The sequence below is a fragment of the Pseudomonas avellanae BPIC 631 genome (assembly GCF_000444135.1).
Classification (GTDB): domain Bacteria; phylum Pseudomonadota; class Gammaproteobacteria; order Pseudomonadales; family Pseudomonadaceae; genus Aquipseudomonas; species Aquipseudomonas avellanae.
The window spans coordinates 1-17,443 of sequence record NZ_ATDK01000316.1; the positions used below are offsets into that span (position 1 = coordinate 1).

The following is a 17,443-nucleotide window of genomic DNA, read 5'->3' on the forward strand; positions in this document are numbered from 1 at the left end:
GTGATGCGTTCTTCAATGCTGAGTTCATGATATGACATAGGTTCACCGTACCGGATTGGTCAGGTGTTGCGCTCAGTTTTTGCCGCCGCCCGGCAAAACATGATATTGAATTGATCAAATCACGACTTAAAGCCGTACAAGCACATGTAGAGAGTAATAGACGATGATTGATATCGAAGAAGGTAGCGGCAACGTTTACGCTGATCTTGGGCGAGCTGATGCGAACGAAATGTCAATCAAGGCTCAATTAGCCTCAAAAATCGGCACAATCATAAAGGCTCGACACCTGACCCAGCTCCAGGCGGCTGAGATACTGGCAATGCCTCAGCCAAAGGTTTCAGAGATGCTTAGGGGCAAGTTCAGAGGCATAAGCGAGGCCAAAATGATGGACTGCCTTTCGCGTCTCGGACGTGACGTGCAGATTGTGGTCAAGGCAGCACCTCGTTCTCGGCGAGAGGGGCGAGTTGAAGTTGTATTTGCTTAAGGGTTGTTCCTGCTTCAGTTCGTCGCTGTACTGAAGCAGGGTCAGCAGTAACAGGCTTGTAAAGAAGTCTGACTGAGCTTCTATCGGCCTAAACTATCCTTTCAGCCCCGCGGCTCATGCATCGGACATCCATTGTGCTGGCTGCGAAACCCGGCCGAGTGCTCATAAGCAGGCTTGCGCACACGCATGACCCCGCCCAGCGGGCGGTGCGCTTCCAGGCCGTGCCAAGGGCTGAAGGCCATGGCTTCGTCGATTTCCTGAACACTTTGTTCCGACCACGAAGATTGACGTGGCACATCGATTCGAGCGACGGCCACGTAAGGGCTGAGGTCTTCCGGCCAGACGGCTGAAGCGTCCTCGATGGGCATTTTTTCAAGGTCTGTTGCCAGCTGGATACGGACCTCCCAACTGGCATCGTTTTCGAGGAAGAACGTTTTGACTGCTTCACGCAAGCCGTCAGGATTATCCTTCAGGTCCACAGCCTTGTCGGTCAGCGCAACCAGCTCTGCCGAGATGGGAACGATGCTCAGTTTTGCGTAGTAAGGCCCGTACAGAAAAGGCACGACCGTGTAGTACGTTTCGCCGAGGATATGGGTAATCGGATGCCCGCCCAGGCTTTTCAGCGTGCCGCTTTCACCCCCCACTGACTCGATCACAGACTCGATGCCCCGAAGTACGGCGGACAGCGCCTTCTTCATGCCCGGTGCCTTGTCGGTCGTTTTGGCCAGCAGCTTCAAGGTCTTCAAGAAGGCCTTGGGGTCCTTGGCGGTGAATGCCTTGGCGTTCTGCATGACGAAATCCTGCGTAGACGCCTCGGCGCTGCCCGGCAATCGCGCCCCCTCGACACCGACGATTTTGACCGCCAGGCCGCGGGGCGTCGATACCTTGTCATCAAGGATGTCTCCGGGGTTGGTCGAGAAACGCATGACGACCGGCAGATTGCCGGGTGTCGCAAACGCGCCTTGAGCCAAGGGCTCGGGCAGGTCGCCGTACACCTGTATATGCCCGTGCAGCAGGCCGTGAGCTTTTGCGTGCACACTGCGTATGGCGTGGCCGGTGTCTTGAAACGTGGTTTCAAGGATGGCGTGCATCGCTTCCACCAGCACTTTGCTGGTTTGCGCTTCATCGTCAGGGATCACTTCAAATGAGGGCTGGAAGTGCAATGGCTGAACAGTCAGGTCGTTGGTCATCAGAGCATCTCGATCAGGAAGGAATCAGGGTGCCTGAGCGTCGATGCGGTTCTTGAGTGACCTTATGAGCGACAGGCCTGACTAGTGACTGGCCGGTTTTGCCGTCGTTCCAAAAGAAACGCCGCGCCGCGATGGCGCGTTAAGCGCGTCGTAACAAGACCATCACGCGCAAGATCTGCGTTTCACCAAGAATTACTACCAGTGCTGCGTTATGCTTCGCGCCATCGTGGTCGGGCGTGTCAACGTCTGGCTGAATCTGAATTGTTACGCGTTGTGATGTTCTCAGTGTTGAACCTCATGTCTGGTTTCCGGGAGTAGTGGATGAGTCAAACAAACAGTCATGCCCAGGCCGGAGGCACTGCGAAGCCCATCGGGTTGTTGATTGCAGCAGTGGGGGTGGTTTACGGCGACATCGGCACCAGCCCGCTGTACACCCTCAAAGAGGTGTTTCAGGGCGGCTACGGCGTAGAAGTCACGCATGACGCGATACTCGGGGTGTTGTCACTGATCTTCTGGTCGCTGATCTGGGTGGTTTCGTTCAAGTACATGGCGTTTGTTCTGCGTGCCGACAACCAGGGCGAGGGCGGCATCATGGCGCTGATGGCGCTGGCGCGTCGCGCGTCGGCCAAGCACCCCAAACTGCAAATGATGATGGTGGTGTTCGGCCTGTTCGGTGCTGCGCTGTTCTATGGCGACAGCATGATCACCCCGGCGGTGTCGGTTCTGTCGGCGATGGAAGGGCTGGAACTGGCGTTCGATGGCCTTGATCACTGGATCGTGCCCATGGCACTGGTCGTATTGGTCGGGCTGTTTTTGATTCAGCGCCACGGCACGGCGCGCATCGGTGTGCTGTTCGGGCCGGTGATGGTCGTCTGGTTTCTGGTGCTGGGCGCGTTGGGCGTGTACGGCATCATGCAGTCGCCGGAAGTGCTGAAAGCGGTCAATCCGGCATGGGGTCTGAATTTCTTCATCATCCATCCAGGGATTGGCGTCGCCATTCTGGGCGCTGTGGTCCTGGCGCTGACCGGGGCCGAGGCGTTGTATGCCGACATGGGCCACTTTGGTCGCAAGTCCATCTCGCGTGCCTGGTTCATCCTCGTGTTGCCCGCGCTGTTGCTCAACTATTTCGGTCAGGGTGCGCTGGTGTTGGGCAACCCTGAAGCAGTGCGTAACCCGTTCTATCTGCTGGCGCCGAGCTGGGCGCTGCTGCCACTGATCGGCCTGTCGACGATGGCGACCATTATTGCCTCCCAGGCGGTCATCTCCGGCGCGTTCTCGATGACGTTGCAGGCTATCCAGTTGGGCTACATCCCACGGATGCATATCCAGCACACCTCCAGCGACGCGCAGGGCCAGATCTACATAGGTGCCGTGAACTGGGCGTTGATGGTGGGTGTGATCATGCTGGTGATCGGGTTCGAGTCTTCCGGCGCGCTGGCCTCGGCCTATGGCGTTGCGGTAACCGGGACCATGCTCTGCACCACGATTCTGGTGTCGACGGTCATGCTGATGCTCTGGAAATGGCCGCCGTTGCTGGCCGTTCCGCTGTTGATCTGCCTGTTGCTGGTAGACGGCCTGTTCTTCGCCGCCAACGTGCCGAAGATCTTTCAGGGCGGTGCCTTTCCGGTGCTGGCAGGCGCGGTGCTGTTCATCCTCATGACCACCTGGAAGCGTGGCAAGCAATTGCTGGCCGAGCGGATCGACGAAGGCGGGCTGCCGCTGCCCATTTTCATCGGCAGCATTCGCGTGCAGCCGCCGCATCGCGTGCAGGGCACGGCGGTGTTCCTGACCGCGCGTTCGGACGCTGTACCTCATGCGTTGTTGCATAACATGCTGCATAACCAGGTGCTGCATGAGCAGGTCGTGCTGTTGACGGTGGTGTATGAAGACACGCCTCGCGTGCCTTCTGCGCAGCGCTTTGAAGTGGAGTCGTATGGCGAAGGCTTCTATCGGGTGATCCTGCACTTCGGCTTTATCGATGAGCCTGATGTGCCTGCTGCGTTGGCGCTGTGTCATCTGGCCGAGCTGGACTTCAGTCCGATGCGCACCACCTACTTCCTCAGTCGCGAAACCGTCATCCCGTCCAAGATGGATGGCATGGCGCGCTGGCGTGAAGCGCTGTTCGCCTTCATGCTCAAGAACGCCAATGGCAACCTGCGCTTCTTCAAGCTGCCGTTCAACCGCGTGATCGAGCTGGGTACGCAAGTGGAGATGTAACCTGCTGCTGTACAGCCGTCAGTGCAGACAAAAAAATCCCGGCGACCTTACGGTGCCGGGATTTTTTATGCCTGCAGACTTCGATAAGCGATGCTTACTGAGCGGCAACCTTGCCCTGACGCTTGTTGATGGCATCGATCAGGCGCTTGGCCAGTGCCGGGTAGTCTTCATCGAAGTGATGACCACCGGGCAACTGAACGGCCTCACCGACTGCGGTGGTGTCGGTGCAACCGCTGTCTTTCTTCTCTTCGACGCCGTACACACAGAACACCTTGGCGGCTGGCAGTTTGGCCATTTCCTGCCCGGTAGTGGCTTCCTTGCCTGCGTTGCCAAGCCAGCCGTCTACGTGAATCTCGAAGCTGCCGGTGCGCGCGAAGGCGAGCAGAATGATCGCATCGACCCGGTTCTGATCATCCGCTGCCAGGCGATTGTAGATGGCAGGCATGACATCGGCACCGAACGAATAGCCCGCCAGAATGAAGCGCTTGGTGCCCCACTTCTGCCGGTAGTGGTTCATCAGGTCGGTGAGGTCGGCAGCGGTCTGTTCCGGCGTCTTGTGTTCCCAGTAATAGCGCAGCACGTCGATGCCCACGACTGGATAGCCCATCTTGGCCATGTCGCCTGCGACGACCTTGTCCAGGTCGCGCCAGCCGCCGTCACCGGACATGAACAGCGTTACGGTGTCGGAAGGCTGGCTTGCCGGCACTTCGACGGTCGGGATGCCTAGACCGCCGCTGTCGTTTTCACCAAGCAGCAGGTGACGCAGCTCGCTGTTGAGGACCTGCGGCAGCGGAATGTCGTAGTCGCTGATACTGGTTTCGGCATTGGTCTGATCGCGTACGAACGCTGCACTCGGATCATCCGGTGCGTCGTTCCAGGCGGCCAGCCAGTGCCCGTGTGCAGCTTTTTGTGGCAGTGGCACGTCACAGATTTGTGGCGGCTTCTCGTCCTCCTCCAGAACAGGCGGAGGATTGGAAACATGTTCAAGCGCAAAACCGACGGAGATGGCCTGCGCCTTGTCGTCGGTCTGTTCAGCCAGCCAGCGCCATGCCAGCGTTGCGCCAGGGCCTATGCCGCCGACAACCTTTGCTGGGCCGTCGAGCTTCTGCAGGGCAGCCTGGAAGGTTTTCTGTTGGAGTACGCAGTCGTCCTTGGGCAACACCACCTGAATGATACGTGCCGAAGCATCTTTACTGATTGCCAGCAATTGCTTGTCAGTGAGCATTTCTTCGGCGGTGACTGCCAGTGCAATGCGGGTCTTGATGGTGGTGGCCGGTGTCACGCTGGTCAGTGGTGCACCGCCTTCCAGGTCCAGGTGTTCCAGCGATGCGGGTGGGGCGGGGCGCGTCCAGATCCACACGCCCGAAGCTACGATAAAAAGAACAATTGCCAGAGCTGCGAGCAAAAGGCGCCAAGAGCGTCGAATCATCAGCGTTTCACCAATCCAGTCAGGCCGCCCGCAATCAGGGCGGCGGTGTCAGCCAGTGCCACAAGCGGATCAAGTCCGGCAGGCACGGCCATATAACGAGGTTCCCAATCGGGCTGGAACTTGTCCTTGAAGCGGCGCAGCCCCTGGAAGTTGTACAACTGTTCGCCGCGTCGGAATATCATCGACCCCAAACGCTGAGTGATGGGCGCGCCGCGTCGCGGTTGCAGGCCGGAGAGCGGCACCATCCCCAGGCTGAAGCGTGCGTAGCCCTGGGCTTTATAATGCAGAATCAGACCGACCATCATGAACTCCATGGTCAGTTTCGGAGCGTCCGGGTGAGAGCGCATCAGGTCGAGACTGGCCAGTTCCGGGCTGGTGGTTTCCAGCAGGTTGGAAAAGGCTACCGGCTTGCCCTGAAAGTGCACGATGGCAATGCGGAAATACTTGAGGTACTCAGGGCTGAAACGGCCCAACGAGAAGCCTTTTTCGCGCACGTTCTTGCCGGTCAGCCAGGCATCGGAAATGACTTTCAGCTCGTCGATGGGCGCTTGGCCCGGCTCGTATATTTCCAGCGAAAGCCCGTCACGCCCACCACGATTCCAGGTGTAACGCAGGTCTTTCATTTCCTTGCCCTTGGCTTCGATGTCGAAGCGTCGCAAATCCACACGCGCTTCTTCGCCAAGCTTGATCGCTGTCAGGCCGATGTCCATATAGAACGGCAGATTTTCCGCACGCACCTGGTAGAACACCGGGCGAGCATGGTGCACGTCGCACAGGTCGCGGAATTGCCAGATCAGCTCGGCACGCTGTTGGGTCGGGCCGATCGGATCGTAAAGCGCCACTAGACTGCGCCCGCGATGCGAGTACATCAGAAATGCGTTGCCGGTCGGGTGAAACAGAATGGCCTTGTCGCCGGTCAGTACCAGCCCGCCGTCAGGCTGGCTGGAGGCCTTGAGGATTTCAGCGGCCTTGTCCAGATCGGCCGCATCGGGCAGCTTGATCACCGGCCTTGCGGTGCGCAGCAGCCAGGTCAGCGAGACCACGACCAACAGCACTGCACTGCCCAACGCCGAACGCAGGCCGCGCGGCGCGTCTGCATCTAGGGTGAACTGCCACCACAGTTGATGGCTGTAGGGCACGTCCTGATAAGCGAACAGCAACAGCCAGATAGAAGCACCGACCACGCAGATGCTGGCAATCAGGTAAACCGGCGAGAACGGCAATTCCAGCAGGCGACTTGGACGGTAGAACGAACGACGGAAGGTCAGCAGCAGGCAGGCGGTCAGCAGCAGCATGCTGGCCTCTTCCCAGTCGAAGCCCTTGAGTATCGACAGCACTGCACCTACCAGCAGCAAAATGGACGTCAGCATCCAGGCGGCAGATAGCCTACGACGCAGGCCCTGGGCAAGCAGCAGGCACAGCACGCCGACCAGGCTGGCACCAAAGTGCGAAGCGTCGATCAGCCTATGCGGAATCATGAAGCCGACGTTTTCCAGTCGGGTATCGATTTCAGGGGTGGCACCAGAGAAGAGCAGCACCACCCCCGACAAGAAAACCAGTAGGGCCAGAATGGGCGCCGCCAACCCCGAGGCAACGCGCATGGCTTGCTTGGTCGGCAGCAGGCGCTGGGCTTCGGTAAACAGCAGGGTCAGACAGGCCAGCAGCAGCGGCAGCACCACATAGATCAGGCGGTACAGCAGCAGCGCAGCGGCGAGGGGGGCAGCCCCCAGTTCGTTGGCAAACGCTGCGAGCAGAATGGCCTCGAACACGCCAACGCCGCCAGGGACGTGACTGAGTACACCGGCCGCGAGTGCCAGCAGATAGATGAGGATGAACGCGCCGAGCGGTGGCGCATGCGGCAGCAACAGGTACAGCACCATCGCGGCGGCGGCGACGTCGAGCGCGGTGATCACCAGTTGGATCAGGGTCAGCTTCAGGTTCGGAAGGCGCAGGGTGCGGCGACCCAGGCGGACCAGAATATTGTGCGCAATGTTCTGTTCCGGCAAGCGACGACGATAGACGAAGGCCGCCAGCAGCAGGCTGCCGATCAATACGGCTGTGGCAACCACGGCCAGCACTTCTACCGGAAGCTTGAGCGCCAGTGACGCACCGGACAGGTTGCTCAGCGTTGCCAGAGCAGCGAGCGGTGGCAACGCGCAGCCGAGTGAAAGGCTGGCAAATACGGTCATGCGGGCGATTTCGATTGCCCCCACGCCGTGGCGCGAGTACAGGCGATAGCGCACCGATCCACCGGACAGCATCGACAGACCTACCGCGTTACCGATGGCAAACGAGGTAAAGCCGCCGAGTATCAGCGTTTTGGTCGGCAGGTCGACGTTGGCGTAGCGACTGGCGGACAGTTCATAGCCCATAAGAATGATATAGCCAATGACTGCCGCCAGCAGCGCTCCGCCCAGAGCGGGCAGGGGGACCGCGAACAACGAGTCGTGCAGCGCATACCAGTCCATTTCGACCAGCATGTGGCGGCAGGCAATCAGGGCAAGGCCGAACAACAGCAGCATCACCGCCAGCCCGATAGGCTGTCGGTATTTGCTCAGCAGCTCCCGCCAGTTCAGGCGCGGTGCGGGGCCTTGTTGTTCTGGATCAACTGTTTCATTGGAATCGGACATTTTGTCGCGCATCAATCACTCCTTGGATCGTGCGCGACAGGATGGAGGTATACAGCCAAGTTACCAATCCCTACGCAGAAAATATTTCAGGATGTTAGCGCGTCAACGCCTAACGAGCGAATAGCGAATCGAGCCGGTTGAAGCTGTTCAGCTACGGTTCAGTCGTGATCAGCTTAGTAACAAGCCTATCGGCAGCGCATGCTAAAGCTGTCGTCAATGAAAGCATTACGTTACAGATGTGATGATAGGGTTTCAAAGGGCTTTGGAAATAGTCTTTTTTGTCAGACAGTTAGCCGTTGCCTGGAGTACTTTTCCGGCGTAAACAAAAAAGGCCACTCTTTCGAGTAGCCTTCTTTGATGTTTGGTTGCGGGAGCCGGATTTGAACCGACGACCTTCGGGTTATGAGCCCGACGAGCTACCAGACTGCTCCATCCCGCGTCTGTGTGTCGGCATTCTACAGAGAGATGGCGGGGTGTCAATGGCTAGTTTTAAAAAAGTGCTTTTTCTTCAATCGCTTAGCGAGGCAGATCAACCGTCTGGTCCAGCACTGGTGCCGTTATGACGGTATTGTCGGGCCATAAAGGTCGCGTTTGTGGCCGGCTACGCGATTTTTCCGCGGCCTTTTGCATCATGGGGTGTTACTTGTTGATACGGGTGAGATACTGCGCAGCCATTGATTGCAAAATCCCATCAGGTCATGACGCAGCGCAAAATCATCCACATCGACTGTGACTGCTTTTATGCAGCCATCGAAATGCGTGACGAGCCCGAACTCGCCGGCAAGCCGCTGGCAGTGGGCGGCTCTGCGGAGCGGCGCGGGGTGATTGCGACTTGTAACTATGAAGCACGTGCGTATGGGGTGCGCTCGGCCATGTCGTCTCGCCATGCGCTCAAGCTCTGCCCGGACCTGACCATCGTCAAGCCGCGCATGGAGGCCTATAAAGAAGCCTCGCGGGAAATTCACAGTATCTTTCGTGATTACACCGACCTGATCGAGCCGCTGTCGCTGGATGAGGCGTTTCTGGACGTATCCAACACCAGTCACTTTTCCGGCAGCGCCACGCGCATCGCTCAGGACATTCGGCGTCGGGTCTCGAATCAGTTGCACATCACGGTCTCGGCGGGCGTGGCCCCCAACAAGTTTCTGGCCAAAATCGCCAGTGACTGGAAAAAACCCAACGGTTTGTTCGTGATTACGCCGGATCAGGTCGAGGATTTCGTTGCTTCGTTACCGGTGACCAAGCTGCACGGCGTCGGAAAGGTGACTGCCGACAAGTTGGGGCGGCTGGGAATCGTTGATTGTGCGGATCTGCGCAGCCGTAGCAAGCTCGCGCTGGTGCGCGAATTCGGCAGCTTCGGCGAGCGTCTCTGGAGTCTGGCGCACGGGATAGATGACCGGCCTGTGCAAAACGACAGCCGACGTCAGTCAGTCAGTGTTGAAAATACCTACGACACTGATCTGCCCGATCTGGCCGCCTGCCTGGAAAAGCTCCCCGCCTTGCTGGAAACCCTCGGTACGCGCATGGACAGAATGGAAGGGCAGTACCGCCCCGGCAAGCCGTTCGTCAAAGTGAAGTTCCATGACTTTACACAGACCACGCTTGAACAGTCCGGGGCTGGCAGGGATCTGAGTAGCTATGAGCAGTTGTTGACGCAGGCGTTTGCCCGCGGTGGCAAGCCGGTTCGGCTGCTGGGCATCGGTGTGCGTCTGCACGACCTGCGCGCCGCTCACGAGCAGTTGGAGTTGTTTTCAACGTAATGGACGACTGCGGTTGCATCCCGCAGCCGCTCGCCTTACTCGGCTTGGGCGGGAACCGCGACCAGCCGGCCAGCGTCTCTGGCAAGTGATTTGAGAAACTCGCCCTGCAACTGCGGATCGTTGCGCGTCAGTTCGATCAGGCTTTGCTCAAGCTCGCTCGCTTCCTCTTCCAGGCCCATATCAGAAAGGCGTTTGACTCGATGCACCCACTGGCTGACCTCGTCATCTTCAAGATCGTCGTAGATCAGCGCATGCGCCTCCAGTAATTTACCGCGCAGAGAATGGCTGATCGGCAAGCTGGCATTGGCGTGGGCGCTGTCCTGATCATCTTCGACATTGATGTAAATGCGCGTGATGCGGCTCAGGTCCTGTTCGGCAAACGGACTGTCCAGTAGATTCAGGCGCAACACGCCGTTGCGGTCAGTGCTCATTTCATGCGTTTGGTTGCCGGCCTTGACCATCACCGGGCGCTCATTCCACGGCAGCGTGGAATTCTCGATCCGCTTGTCCTTCTGGACCTCATCGATACTCGCCAGATTCTGCTGGGCGCGACCATGAGAAGGGGCATTCATGAATGGATTCAGGCCAGCCACGCCATAGTATATCCAGTCCTTGGTCATGCTTTCCGGCAAGTTGCCCAGTGCAAACACGTTGACCACATTCGCGCCCACGCCGGCGACAACTGCAACCGCGCCAAGCGGGATCTCGTAGATTTCCCGCCACGGCTGATAAGGGGTATAGCGGTCATCGTGACGCGTCACCTCGAAATCGGTGACTTCGAATGACTTGTGTTCGTGAATCCGCACGCGCCGTTGCGGCAACTCCAGCGTTTTGGGTTCGCCAATGTCGACTTGCAGTGTGTGTTCGAGCAGTTTTCGCTCGACGCGCTCTTCGTGCTCACTGCGTTGCGATAACTGGTTGGCACAGCCGCCGACGAGAAAAGTGCCGCACAGAACGGCGCTGCCGAGGCTTAAGGTGCTTCGTTTGAGCATGGGATCTCTGATGCGGATGGGGTAAATGATGAGCGGCGCACCTGTAACGCAGGCGCGCCTTGTGGCTCAGCGTTTCACTCGGCCCTGAATGAACGACAGCACATCCGCGACGGCAATGGCTTGCGGTTGCGACTCGGTACGGCTCTTGTATTCCAGATTGCCTTCGGCCAAGCCACGATCACTGACCACGATGCGATGAGGGATACCGATCAGTTCCATGTCGGCGAACTTGATGCCTGGGCTGGTTTTCTTGTCGCGGTCATCAAGCAGCACTTCAAAGCCGGCGGCGGTCAGTTCGGCATACAGTTTGTCTGTCGCTTCACGGACGGCGTCGGTTTCGTAACGCAGTGGAATCAGCGCGATCTGGAAAGGCGCCAGTGTATCGTTCCAGATGATGCCGTTTTCGTCACTGTTCTGTTCGATGGCGGCGGCAACCACTCGAGAAACGCCGATACCGTAGCAACCCATGGCCAGATTGACCGGTTTGCCGTTTTCACCCAGTACCTGGCACTTCATCGCTTCGCTGTATTTGGTGCCCAGCTGGAAGATGTGACCCACTTCGATACCGCGTTTGATTTCCAGCGTGCCCTGGCCATCCGGGCTTGGATCGCCGGCAACCACGTTACGCAGGTCAGCAACGGCCGGTACCGGCAAGTCGCGCTCCCAGTTGACGCCGAAATAGTGTTTGTCGTCGATGTTGGCGCCGACGGCGAAGTCGCTCATCAGCTCAACCGAACGGTCGATGATGCACGGCAGCGGCAGATTCAACGGGCCGAGTGAACCTGCGCCTGCGCCAATGGCGTCACGCAGTTCGGCTTCGGACGCCATCACCAGCGGGCTGGCGACCAATTCCTGCTGGCTGGCCTTGATTTCGTTGAGCTCGTGATCGCCACGAATGATCAAAGCAATCAGCTTGCCTTCTTCGGCAGCGTGCACTACCAGCGTTTTTACCGTCTTTTCAATTGGCAAGCCGAAGCCTTCGACCAGTTGCGCGATGGTTTTGGCATCCGGCGTGTCGACCAGGTGCAGCTCTTCAGTTGCGGCCGCACGCGCTTTTTCGCGAGGCACTGCCTCGGCTTTTTCGATATTGGCGGCGTAATCGGAGCCGTTGCTGAACACGATATCGTCTTCGCCGGACTCGGCCAGGACGTGGAACTCGTGCGAGCCTGCGCCACCGATCGAGCCGTTGTCAGCCTCGACCGGGCGGAACTTCAGGCCCAGGCGACTGAATACGTTGCTGTACGCCAGATGCATGCGGTCGTACGTGACCTGCAGCGAAGCATTGTCGGCGTGGAACGAGTAAGCGTCTTTCATGACGAACTCACGGCCGCGCATCAGGCCGAAGCGCGGGCGGATCTCGTCACGGAATTTGGTCTGGATCTGGTACATGTTGATCGGCAGCTGTTTATAGCTGTTGAGCTCATTGCGGGCCAGATCGGTGATGACTTCTTCGTGGGTCGGGCCCAGGCAGAATTCGCGGTTGTGGCGGTCGACCAGGCGCATCAGCTCCGGGCCGTATTGCTCCCAGCGACCGGATTCCTGCCACAGCTCAGCAGGCTGAATGCCGGGCATCAGAATTTCAAGTGCGCCGGCAGCGTTCATTTCTTCACGAACGATCGCTTCGACCTTGCGCAGCACGCGCAGGCCCATAGGCAGCCAGGTGTAGAGGCCGGACGCCAGTTTACGGATCATGCCGGCACGCAGCATCAGCTGATGGCTGACCACGACCGCATCGGAAGGGGTTTCTTTCTGTGTGGCGAGCAAAAATTGACTGGTGCGCATGGTAGGCCGTTGTCGGTTGCTGAGACTTGAAATGACCTTGCATTGTACGGAGGTGTTCCGGTCGCGTACAGGGCAGGGCGGGCATGCAGATGGCGGGAGGGTATTTCTGGGCTGAATGAAAAAACCCGGCATGCGCCGGGCTTCTTCTATTAACGAGTGCTGAGTTGCGATTACAGGATCGAGATCGGGTAGTCGACAATCAGGCGGAACTCGTTGACGTCGCCTTCGCCTTGATCGGCGTTGGCGCGGTGCCATGCTTGACGAACACGGAAGGACAAGTCCTTGGCCGGGCCGGCTTGCACGACGTATTTAGCTTCAAGGTTGGTTTCGTGGTGCTCGCCGTCTGCGCCGTACAGGCCAGCGTAAGCGCTGCCAGTAGGTGTTTTGGTGCCGTCGATGTCAGTACCCTTGATGTAGCGCGTCATGAAGCTCAGGCCTGGAACGCCGTACGGTGTCATGTTCAGGTCGTAGCGAGCCTGCCAGGATTTTTCGCCCGGACCGTTGAAGTCGGAGTACTGGATCGAGTTGTTCAGGAAGATCGAGTCGCCACCACGGTTGTTGTCACCAATACCGATGTAGTCGAACGGGGTGTCGCCGTTGATCTTCTGGAATGCCAGCGTCACGGTGTGGGCAGCGAGGAACGAGTAGGCTGCGGAACCGGAGAATGCGGTGTTGCTGATCGAACCAGCTTTGGCGCTGCCTTCATCGACAGTGCGGTAGATGTTCGCATCGAATGCCAGCGACTGATCATTGCCCAGTGGCAGTGCGTAGTTCACGTTACCGTAGTACTGGTCCCAGATATCTTCGAGCTTGGCTGCATAGAATGCGACGCCCAGGCTGTCGGTAATAGCGTATTTGCCGCCCGCGAAGTCAGCACTGTTGGCGCGAACACCTGCGTAGTTGGCGAAGATGCTGCCGCCGTGGCTGGTATCGTCCTGGCTGGTGCCGGAGTAGAAGTGACCTGCTTCAACGTCCAGGCCTTTCAGTTCGCTGCTTTGCAGGCTGATACCGCTGGCAGTCTGAGGCAGCAGACGCGAACCGCCAACTGCGAATACTGGGCTGGTCGGCTGCATGTCGCCGACTTTCAGCTCGGTTTTCGAGACGCGGAATTTCACAGCGCCGCCGGCTTTGCTTTGAGTGTTTTCGTTGTTGCCGGCAGAGTCGGTGATCAGGTTACCCGAACCCGAATACTTGTCCGGGCCCCAGAGTTTCACACCAGCATAAGCGAACGCTTCGACGCCGACACCGATGGTGCCTTGGGTGTAACCGGTGCTGAAGTTGGCCCAGATACCTTGGGTCCAGTCACGATCATCATCAGCGCCGGCTTTCTTGTCACGGTTGTAGTAGTAATTGCGCAACTTCAGGTCAAGCGTGCTGCCTTCGACGAAACCCTTGGCCTCAGCCTGATCGCTGACGAAAGGTGCCGCTGTTGCCAGTTGGGTGCTGGCTGCCGTAACGGCCAGTGCGATTGCGCTCCACTTCATCACTCTCATCGTGATTGCTCCTTTGGTTTTTAGAAGATTTTTGCCGTCCACCTGTTTTTTTATCTGGGCGGCTCTTTCTATTTTTGGTCGGCGGAATCTATATCACGCTGACGCTGGTTGCTATAGGTACAGCTCTATCCTTTCAGATTCTTTACGACAGGGTGCCCGGCGACTTTTTGATGCAGGCACAGCGCCTGTATTCAAGCGTGTCCGGATCTCGCCGCTACGTTCTGTGCCTGATCAGGTCGACTCAAGCCCAGACCGCCGAAACGTCCCCCCAGGGTCGCACGCCTTTTCCCTTGATCCTGTCATCCCTGTTTTCCGCCAGGGATGCTTTGATCATGTGGGTGATAAAGCAACAAGCGTGCACAAAGTTCCTGGAAATGAAAAAAATTTGTGAAAAATCAGAATCCGCATCGTGTTTTGATCTTAGGGTAATGATTTATATAGATATTTTAATTTTTAAAAAATAGCGATAGCTTTTCATCTATGCATCTGTGCGTGGTTTTTCAGCCCAAAGCGTTACCTGAGGCCCTGTGAATTGAGTAGAAAAAGAACCCGCAGTGTTGCTGTCGCAACAGCGGTGTGTTGTTTTGGTGCGGTTTTTGCCCGCCTCGCTTGAACCTGGAGCACTGTCCGGGCGACGCCTATGGTGGGGGCAGGGTTGTTTCATTTTCATGTACCAGAGTCAGGCAGGTGTCCGGCCGCAGGTCAGCATGTGGCGGCTTCTCCCGTATTCATCAGCACGGGTACCCGGTTACGGCGTCAAATCGGTGCGATTCGAATTCTGTGGGGCGCATTCTGGTGCACGGACACGCCAGCAGGTGAAGCGTGGCAAGAACCCTAGTATTCTGCGTGGCATCTCGCATCACCCTGTTACCCACAGGGCAGGTACATTCACCTGGCAGTCAGGAGTTTTTTATCGTGTTCGTTCTGGATTCTCGTCTTCAACAAGACACCTTGCCCATCGGCGACTTCCCGCTGTGCCGCCTGTTGCTCTCCAACGATACACATTACCCATGGTTCATTCTGGTGCCGCGTCGGGCTGATATCACCGAGGTGTTCCAGCTGAACGCCGCGGATCAACTGCAGCTCTGGCAGGAAACGACTGCGTTGTCGAAAGTGCTGAAGGAGGTCTTCGTTGCGGATAAAATCAACGTTGCTGCACTGGGCAATGTGGTCAGCCAGCTTCATATGCACGTCATTGCGCGCAAGCGTGACGACAGTGCGTGGCCTGCACCCGTCTGGGGCAAGCAGGCAGCGGCTGCCTATTCCGATGAGCAATTTGCAACGATCTGCCGGCAGCTCAAGCCTGCGCTAACCAATGATTTTCGATTTGAGGGAGAGCCGTCATGAGCCTTGAAGAGCGAGTCATGGAGCTGGAAAGTCGAATGGCCTTTCAGGACGACACGATTCAGGCGCTCAATGATGTGCTGGTAAAGCAGCGGCGCGAGTTTGATCATCTGCAGCAGCAGATGGCGGCAATGACCAAGCGCCAGGAGGAAATGGGCAGTCAGTTCGATACGTTCGAAGAAGATGCACCGCCACCTCACTATTGATCTGTCTGCATAAAAAAACCGCGACGTCCGATGGGATGTCGCGGTTTTTTAATGCCTGAAGCAAATTATTGATTCAGGCAATCAGCGGCGGGGCAGGGCAGCGATGACATCTTCAGCCTGCAGGCCCTTGTCGCGGTTCATGACCGAGAACTCGACGCGTTGGCCTTCGACCAGCACGCGATGACCTTCACCGCGAATGGCGCGAAAATGCACAAAAATATCGTCGCCCGAATCCCGGGAGATAAAGCCGAAGCCTTTGGATGTGTTGAACCACTTTACGGTGCCAGTATCGCGATTTCCCATGTCGTGACTTTGAGTGGCGGGAGAAGGGGAGTAGGACCTGTAAAAGCTGACGCCCAGATGCAGGGCGACGGCCACGATGGCGATGGTAAGGCTCACCATGACAGCAGGTTGACCGGCGATGGTCTGTAAGGGAACAAGCAATGTCAGCGTTTGCGCGACTACCGCAATGACAAGCAGGGCGCTGACCAGATTTTGCAGATTGTGTCGTGGGCCTCGATTCCAGTAAGGGATCACCGGAGCGAGTATCAGGTTAAGCAACCCAAGAAAGGCGAGGCAAAGCGCGTCAGGGTTTTGCAGGTAGGGAGACACGGCTTCGCTGCGCAGACTGGGTATGAAAGAAAGCAGCAGGGCTGCTGCTCCCGTTACCAGATGGACGATTTTCAACATTTTAAAAAGCTCACATGCAAGAAGGATTACAAGAAATAGCGGGTAACGCCCGGTACGCTTCTGAACAAGAGGAGGCGTGATGCACGAGCGGTGGGCCAGCCTATGCGCCGATGCTGAATGGCAACTCATTGGCGACACGCCGTGTATTTAACAGCAAACACCGATGCTACTCAAATCAGCAATCAATAACGGCCTCTGAGCCAGCCCTGCATCGGCAGCAAGACGTTGTAGTGCGCCTCTACAGGTCACGGCGCAGAGCGATCGAGCCGGGTTTGGTGATGTTTCCCCTCTATGTGTCTGAAATGTCCGCTGATAACGACCCCAGCTGCGGAGTCGAACCGGCGGAAGAATTTTCTGGTTGGCCCTTTACGGGCGGCGTTGGCTGCACGGAAAGCTGCACCATTCGGGTTCTCTTGATAGAGTAGCGGTCGTTACTGCTTTTCAATCCTCACTAAAAGGGCACGAAACATGGCAATCGATATTGGTATCAGTGAAGAGGATCGCAAATCGATCGTGGACGGTCTTTCGCATCTGCTGTCGGATACTTATGTGCTTTACCTCAAGACTCATAACTTTCACTGGAATGTCAGCGGGCCGATGTTTCGCACGCTGCACCTGATGTTTGAAGAACAATACAACGAACTGGCGCTGGCGGTTGACTCTATCGCCGAGCGTATTCGCGCTCTGGGCTTCCCGGCACCGGGCACTTACTCGACGTATGCTCGCCTGTCTTCCATCAAGGAAGAAGAAGGCGTGCCAAGCGCTGAAGATATGATCAAAAGTCTGGTTCAAGGTCAAGAAGCCGTTGTCCGCACTGCTCGTAGTATCTTTCCTCTTTTGGATAAGGTCAGTGACGAGCCGACAGCTGATCTGTTGACCCAGCGTATGCAGGTTCATGAAAAGACTGCCTGGATGCTCCGCTCGATGCTTGAGTCGAAGTAATCGCTATGGCGAGTGGCCTGCAGGGCCGCTCGCCTGTTCCGTCTCTCTGCTTTCATCCTCAGCCTTGTACTCAGCTCTGGCCTGGCTTTCGGGGCGTTTCTTGTTCAACAACGCTGTCCTGCAGACCCCCGGCCTTGGCGTCCTCTGCCTGCCGCTAATTCGGTGGGCTTTTACCGTCTATGGCGGTTTCAGAGGCTGAGTGCAACACCCGGCTATTGAGTTAGGGATGGACTCTCATGATGCTTGGACATCATTTCCGTCATCATTTCGATAGGGCATCTGTA

Annotated in this window: 13 protein-coding genes and 1 tRNA gene; 6 read left to right on the forward strand and 8 right to left on the reverse strand. The window is 57.5% G+C overall.

What is annotated here, in order from left to right; all coding sequences use genetic code 11:
• Positions 1–163 precede the first annotated feature (163 nt).
• A complete protein-coding gene (locus DW49_RS0119235) occupies positions 164–484 on the forward strand; it encodes a helix-turn-helix domain-containing protein (protein WP_004397562.1) in 321 nt (106 codons plus the stop codon).
• Between the two features lie 101 nt (positions 485–585).
• Here DW49_RS0119235 and DW49_RS0119240 read toward each other — a convergent pair whose 3' ends face one another.
• Positions 586–1,674, reverse strand: coding sequence for a catalase family protein (locus DW49_RS0119240; protein ID WP_005616047.1), 1,089 nt, complete (start codon positions 1,672–1,674; stop codon positions 586–588).
• Positions 1,675–1,995: 321 nt separating this feature from the next.
• Here DW49_RS0119240 and DW49_RS0119245 point away from each other — a divergent pair, with 321 nt between their 5' ends.
• Positions 1,996–3,891, forward strand: a complete 1,896-nt coding sequence (locus DW49_RS0119245) for a potassium transporter Kup (protein WP_005616048.1) — start codon at positions 1,996–1,998, stop codon at positions 3,889–3,891.
• A gap of 94 nt (positions 3,892–3,985) precedes the next feature.
• Here DW49_RS0119245 and DW49_RS0119250 read toward each other — a convergent pair whose 3' ends face one another.
• The 3 genes from DW49_RS0119250 to DW49_RS0119260 form a co-directional block, all read right to left on the reverse strand.
• Positions 3,986–5,320 carry a virulence factor family protein gene (locus tag DW49_RS0119250; protein ID WP_004397555.1) on the reverse strand — a complete coding sequence of 445 codons (1,335 nt, stop codon included), beginning with the start codon at positions 5,318–5,320 and terminating at the stop codon, positions 3,986–3,988.
• On the reverse strand, positions 5,320–7,950 hold the full coding sequence (mprF, locus tag DW49_RS0119255; RefSeq protein ID WP_370464050.1) for a bifunctional lysylphosphatidylglycerol flippase/synthetase MprF: 2,631 nt from the start codon (positions 7,948–7,950) through the stop codon (positions 5,320–5,322). Before mprF ends, DW49_RS0119250 begins: the two co-directional genes overlap by 1 nt.
• 362 nt (positions 7,951–8,312) lie before the next feature.
• A tRNA-Met gene (locus tag DW49_RS0119260) sits at positions 8,313–8,389 on the reverse strand.
• Positions 8,390–8,648: 259 nt separating this feature from the next.
• On the opposite strand from DW49_RS0119260, the gene dinB reads away from it, so the two are divergent.
• Positions 8,649–9,710 (forward strand): DNA polymerase IV, encoded by a 1,062-nt coding sequence (dinB, locus tag DW49_RS0119265; RefSeq protein ID WP_024421364.1) that lies wholly within the window; start codon positions 8,649–8,651, stop codon positions 9,708–9,710.
• A 35-nt stretch (positions 9,711–9,745) separates the two neighbouring features.
• On the opposite strand, the gene DW49_RS0119270 is transcribed toward dinB, so the two are convergent.
• The 3 genes from DW49_RS0119270 to DW49_RS0119280 all read right to left on the reverse strand — a co-directional run bounded on the left by DW49_RS0119270 (position 9,746) and on the right by DW49_RS0119280 (position 13,977).
• The gene (locus tag DW49_RS0119270; RefSeq protein ID WP_005616054.1) at positions 9,746–10,702 is read right to left on the reverse strand and encodes a hypothetical protein; all 957 of its coding nucleotides are present in this window, start codon (positions 10,700–10,702) and stop codon (positions 9,746–9,748) included.
• Positions 10,703–10,768: 66 nt separating this feature from the next.
• Positions 10,769–12,484, reverse strand: coding sequence for a proline--tRNA ligase (locus DW49_RS0119275; protein WP_005616055.1), 1,716 nt, complete (start codon positions 12,482–12,484; stop codon positions 10,769–10,771).
• A gap of 170 nt (positions 12,485–12,654) precedes the next feature.
• A complete protein-coding gene (locus tag DW49_RS0119280) occupies positions 12,655–13,977 on the reverse strand; it encodes an OprD family porin (RefSeq protein ID WP_005616057.1) in 1,323 nt (440 codons plus the stop codon).
• Between the two features lie 915 nt (positions 13,978–14,892).
• Here DW49_RS0119280 and DW49_RS0119290 point away from each other — a divergent pair.
• Complete coding sequence (locus DW49_RS0119290; RefSeq protein ID WP_005616060.1) at positions 14,893–15,324, forward strand: HIT domain-containing protein; 432 nt, start codon at positions 14,893–14,895, stop codon at positions 15,322–15,324.
• On the forward strand, positions 15,321–15,527 hold the full coding sequence (locus tag DW49_RS0119295; protein ID WP_005616061.1) for a SlyX family protein: 207 nt from the start codon (positions 15,321–15,323) through the stop codon (positions 15,525–15,527). The genes DW49_RS0119290 and DW49_RS0119295 overlap by 4 nt, the downstream gene beginning before the upstream one ends.
• A gap of 81 nt (positions 15,528–15,608) precedes the next feature.
• On the opposite strand, the gene DW49_RS1000000133925 is transcribed toward DW49_RS0119295, so the two are convergent.
• On the reverse strand, positions 15,609–16,217 hold the full coding sequence (locus tag DW49_RS1000000133925; RefSeq protein WP_003378978.1) for a cold-shock protein: 609 nt from the start codon (positions 16,215–16,217) through the stop codon (positions 15,609–15,611).
• A 468-nt stretch (positions 16,218–16,685) separates the two neighbouring features.
• Here DW49_RS1000000133925 and DW49_RS0119305 point away from each other — a divergent pair, with 468 nt between their 5' ends.
• Complete coding sequence (locus tag DW49_RS0119305; RefSeq protein ID WP_003314356.1) at positions 16,686–17,159, forward strand: Dps family protein; 474 nt, start codon at positions 16,686–16,688, stop codon at positions 17,157–17,159.
• The last annotated feature ends 284 nt before the right edge of the window (positions 17,160–17,443 follow it).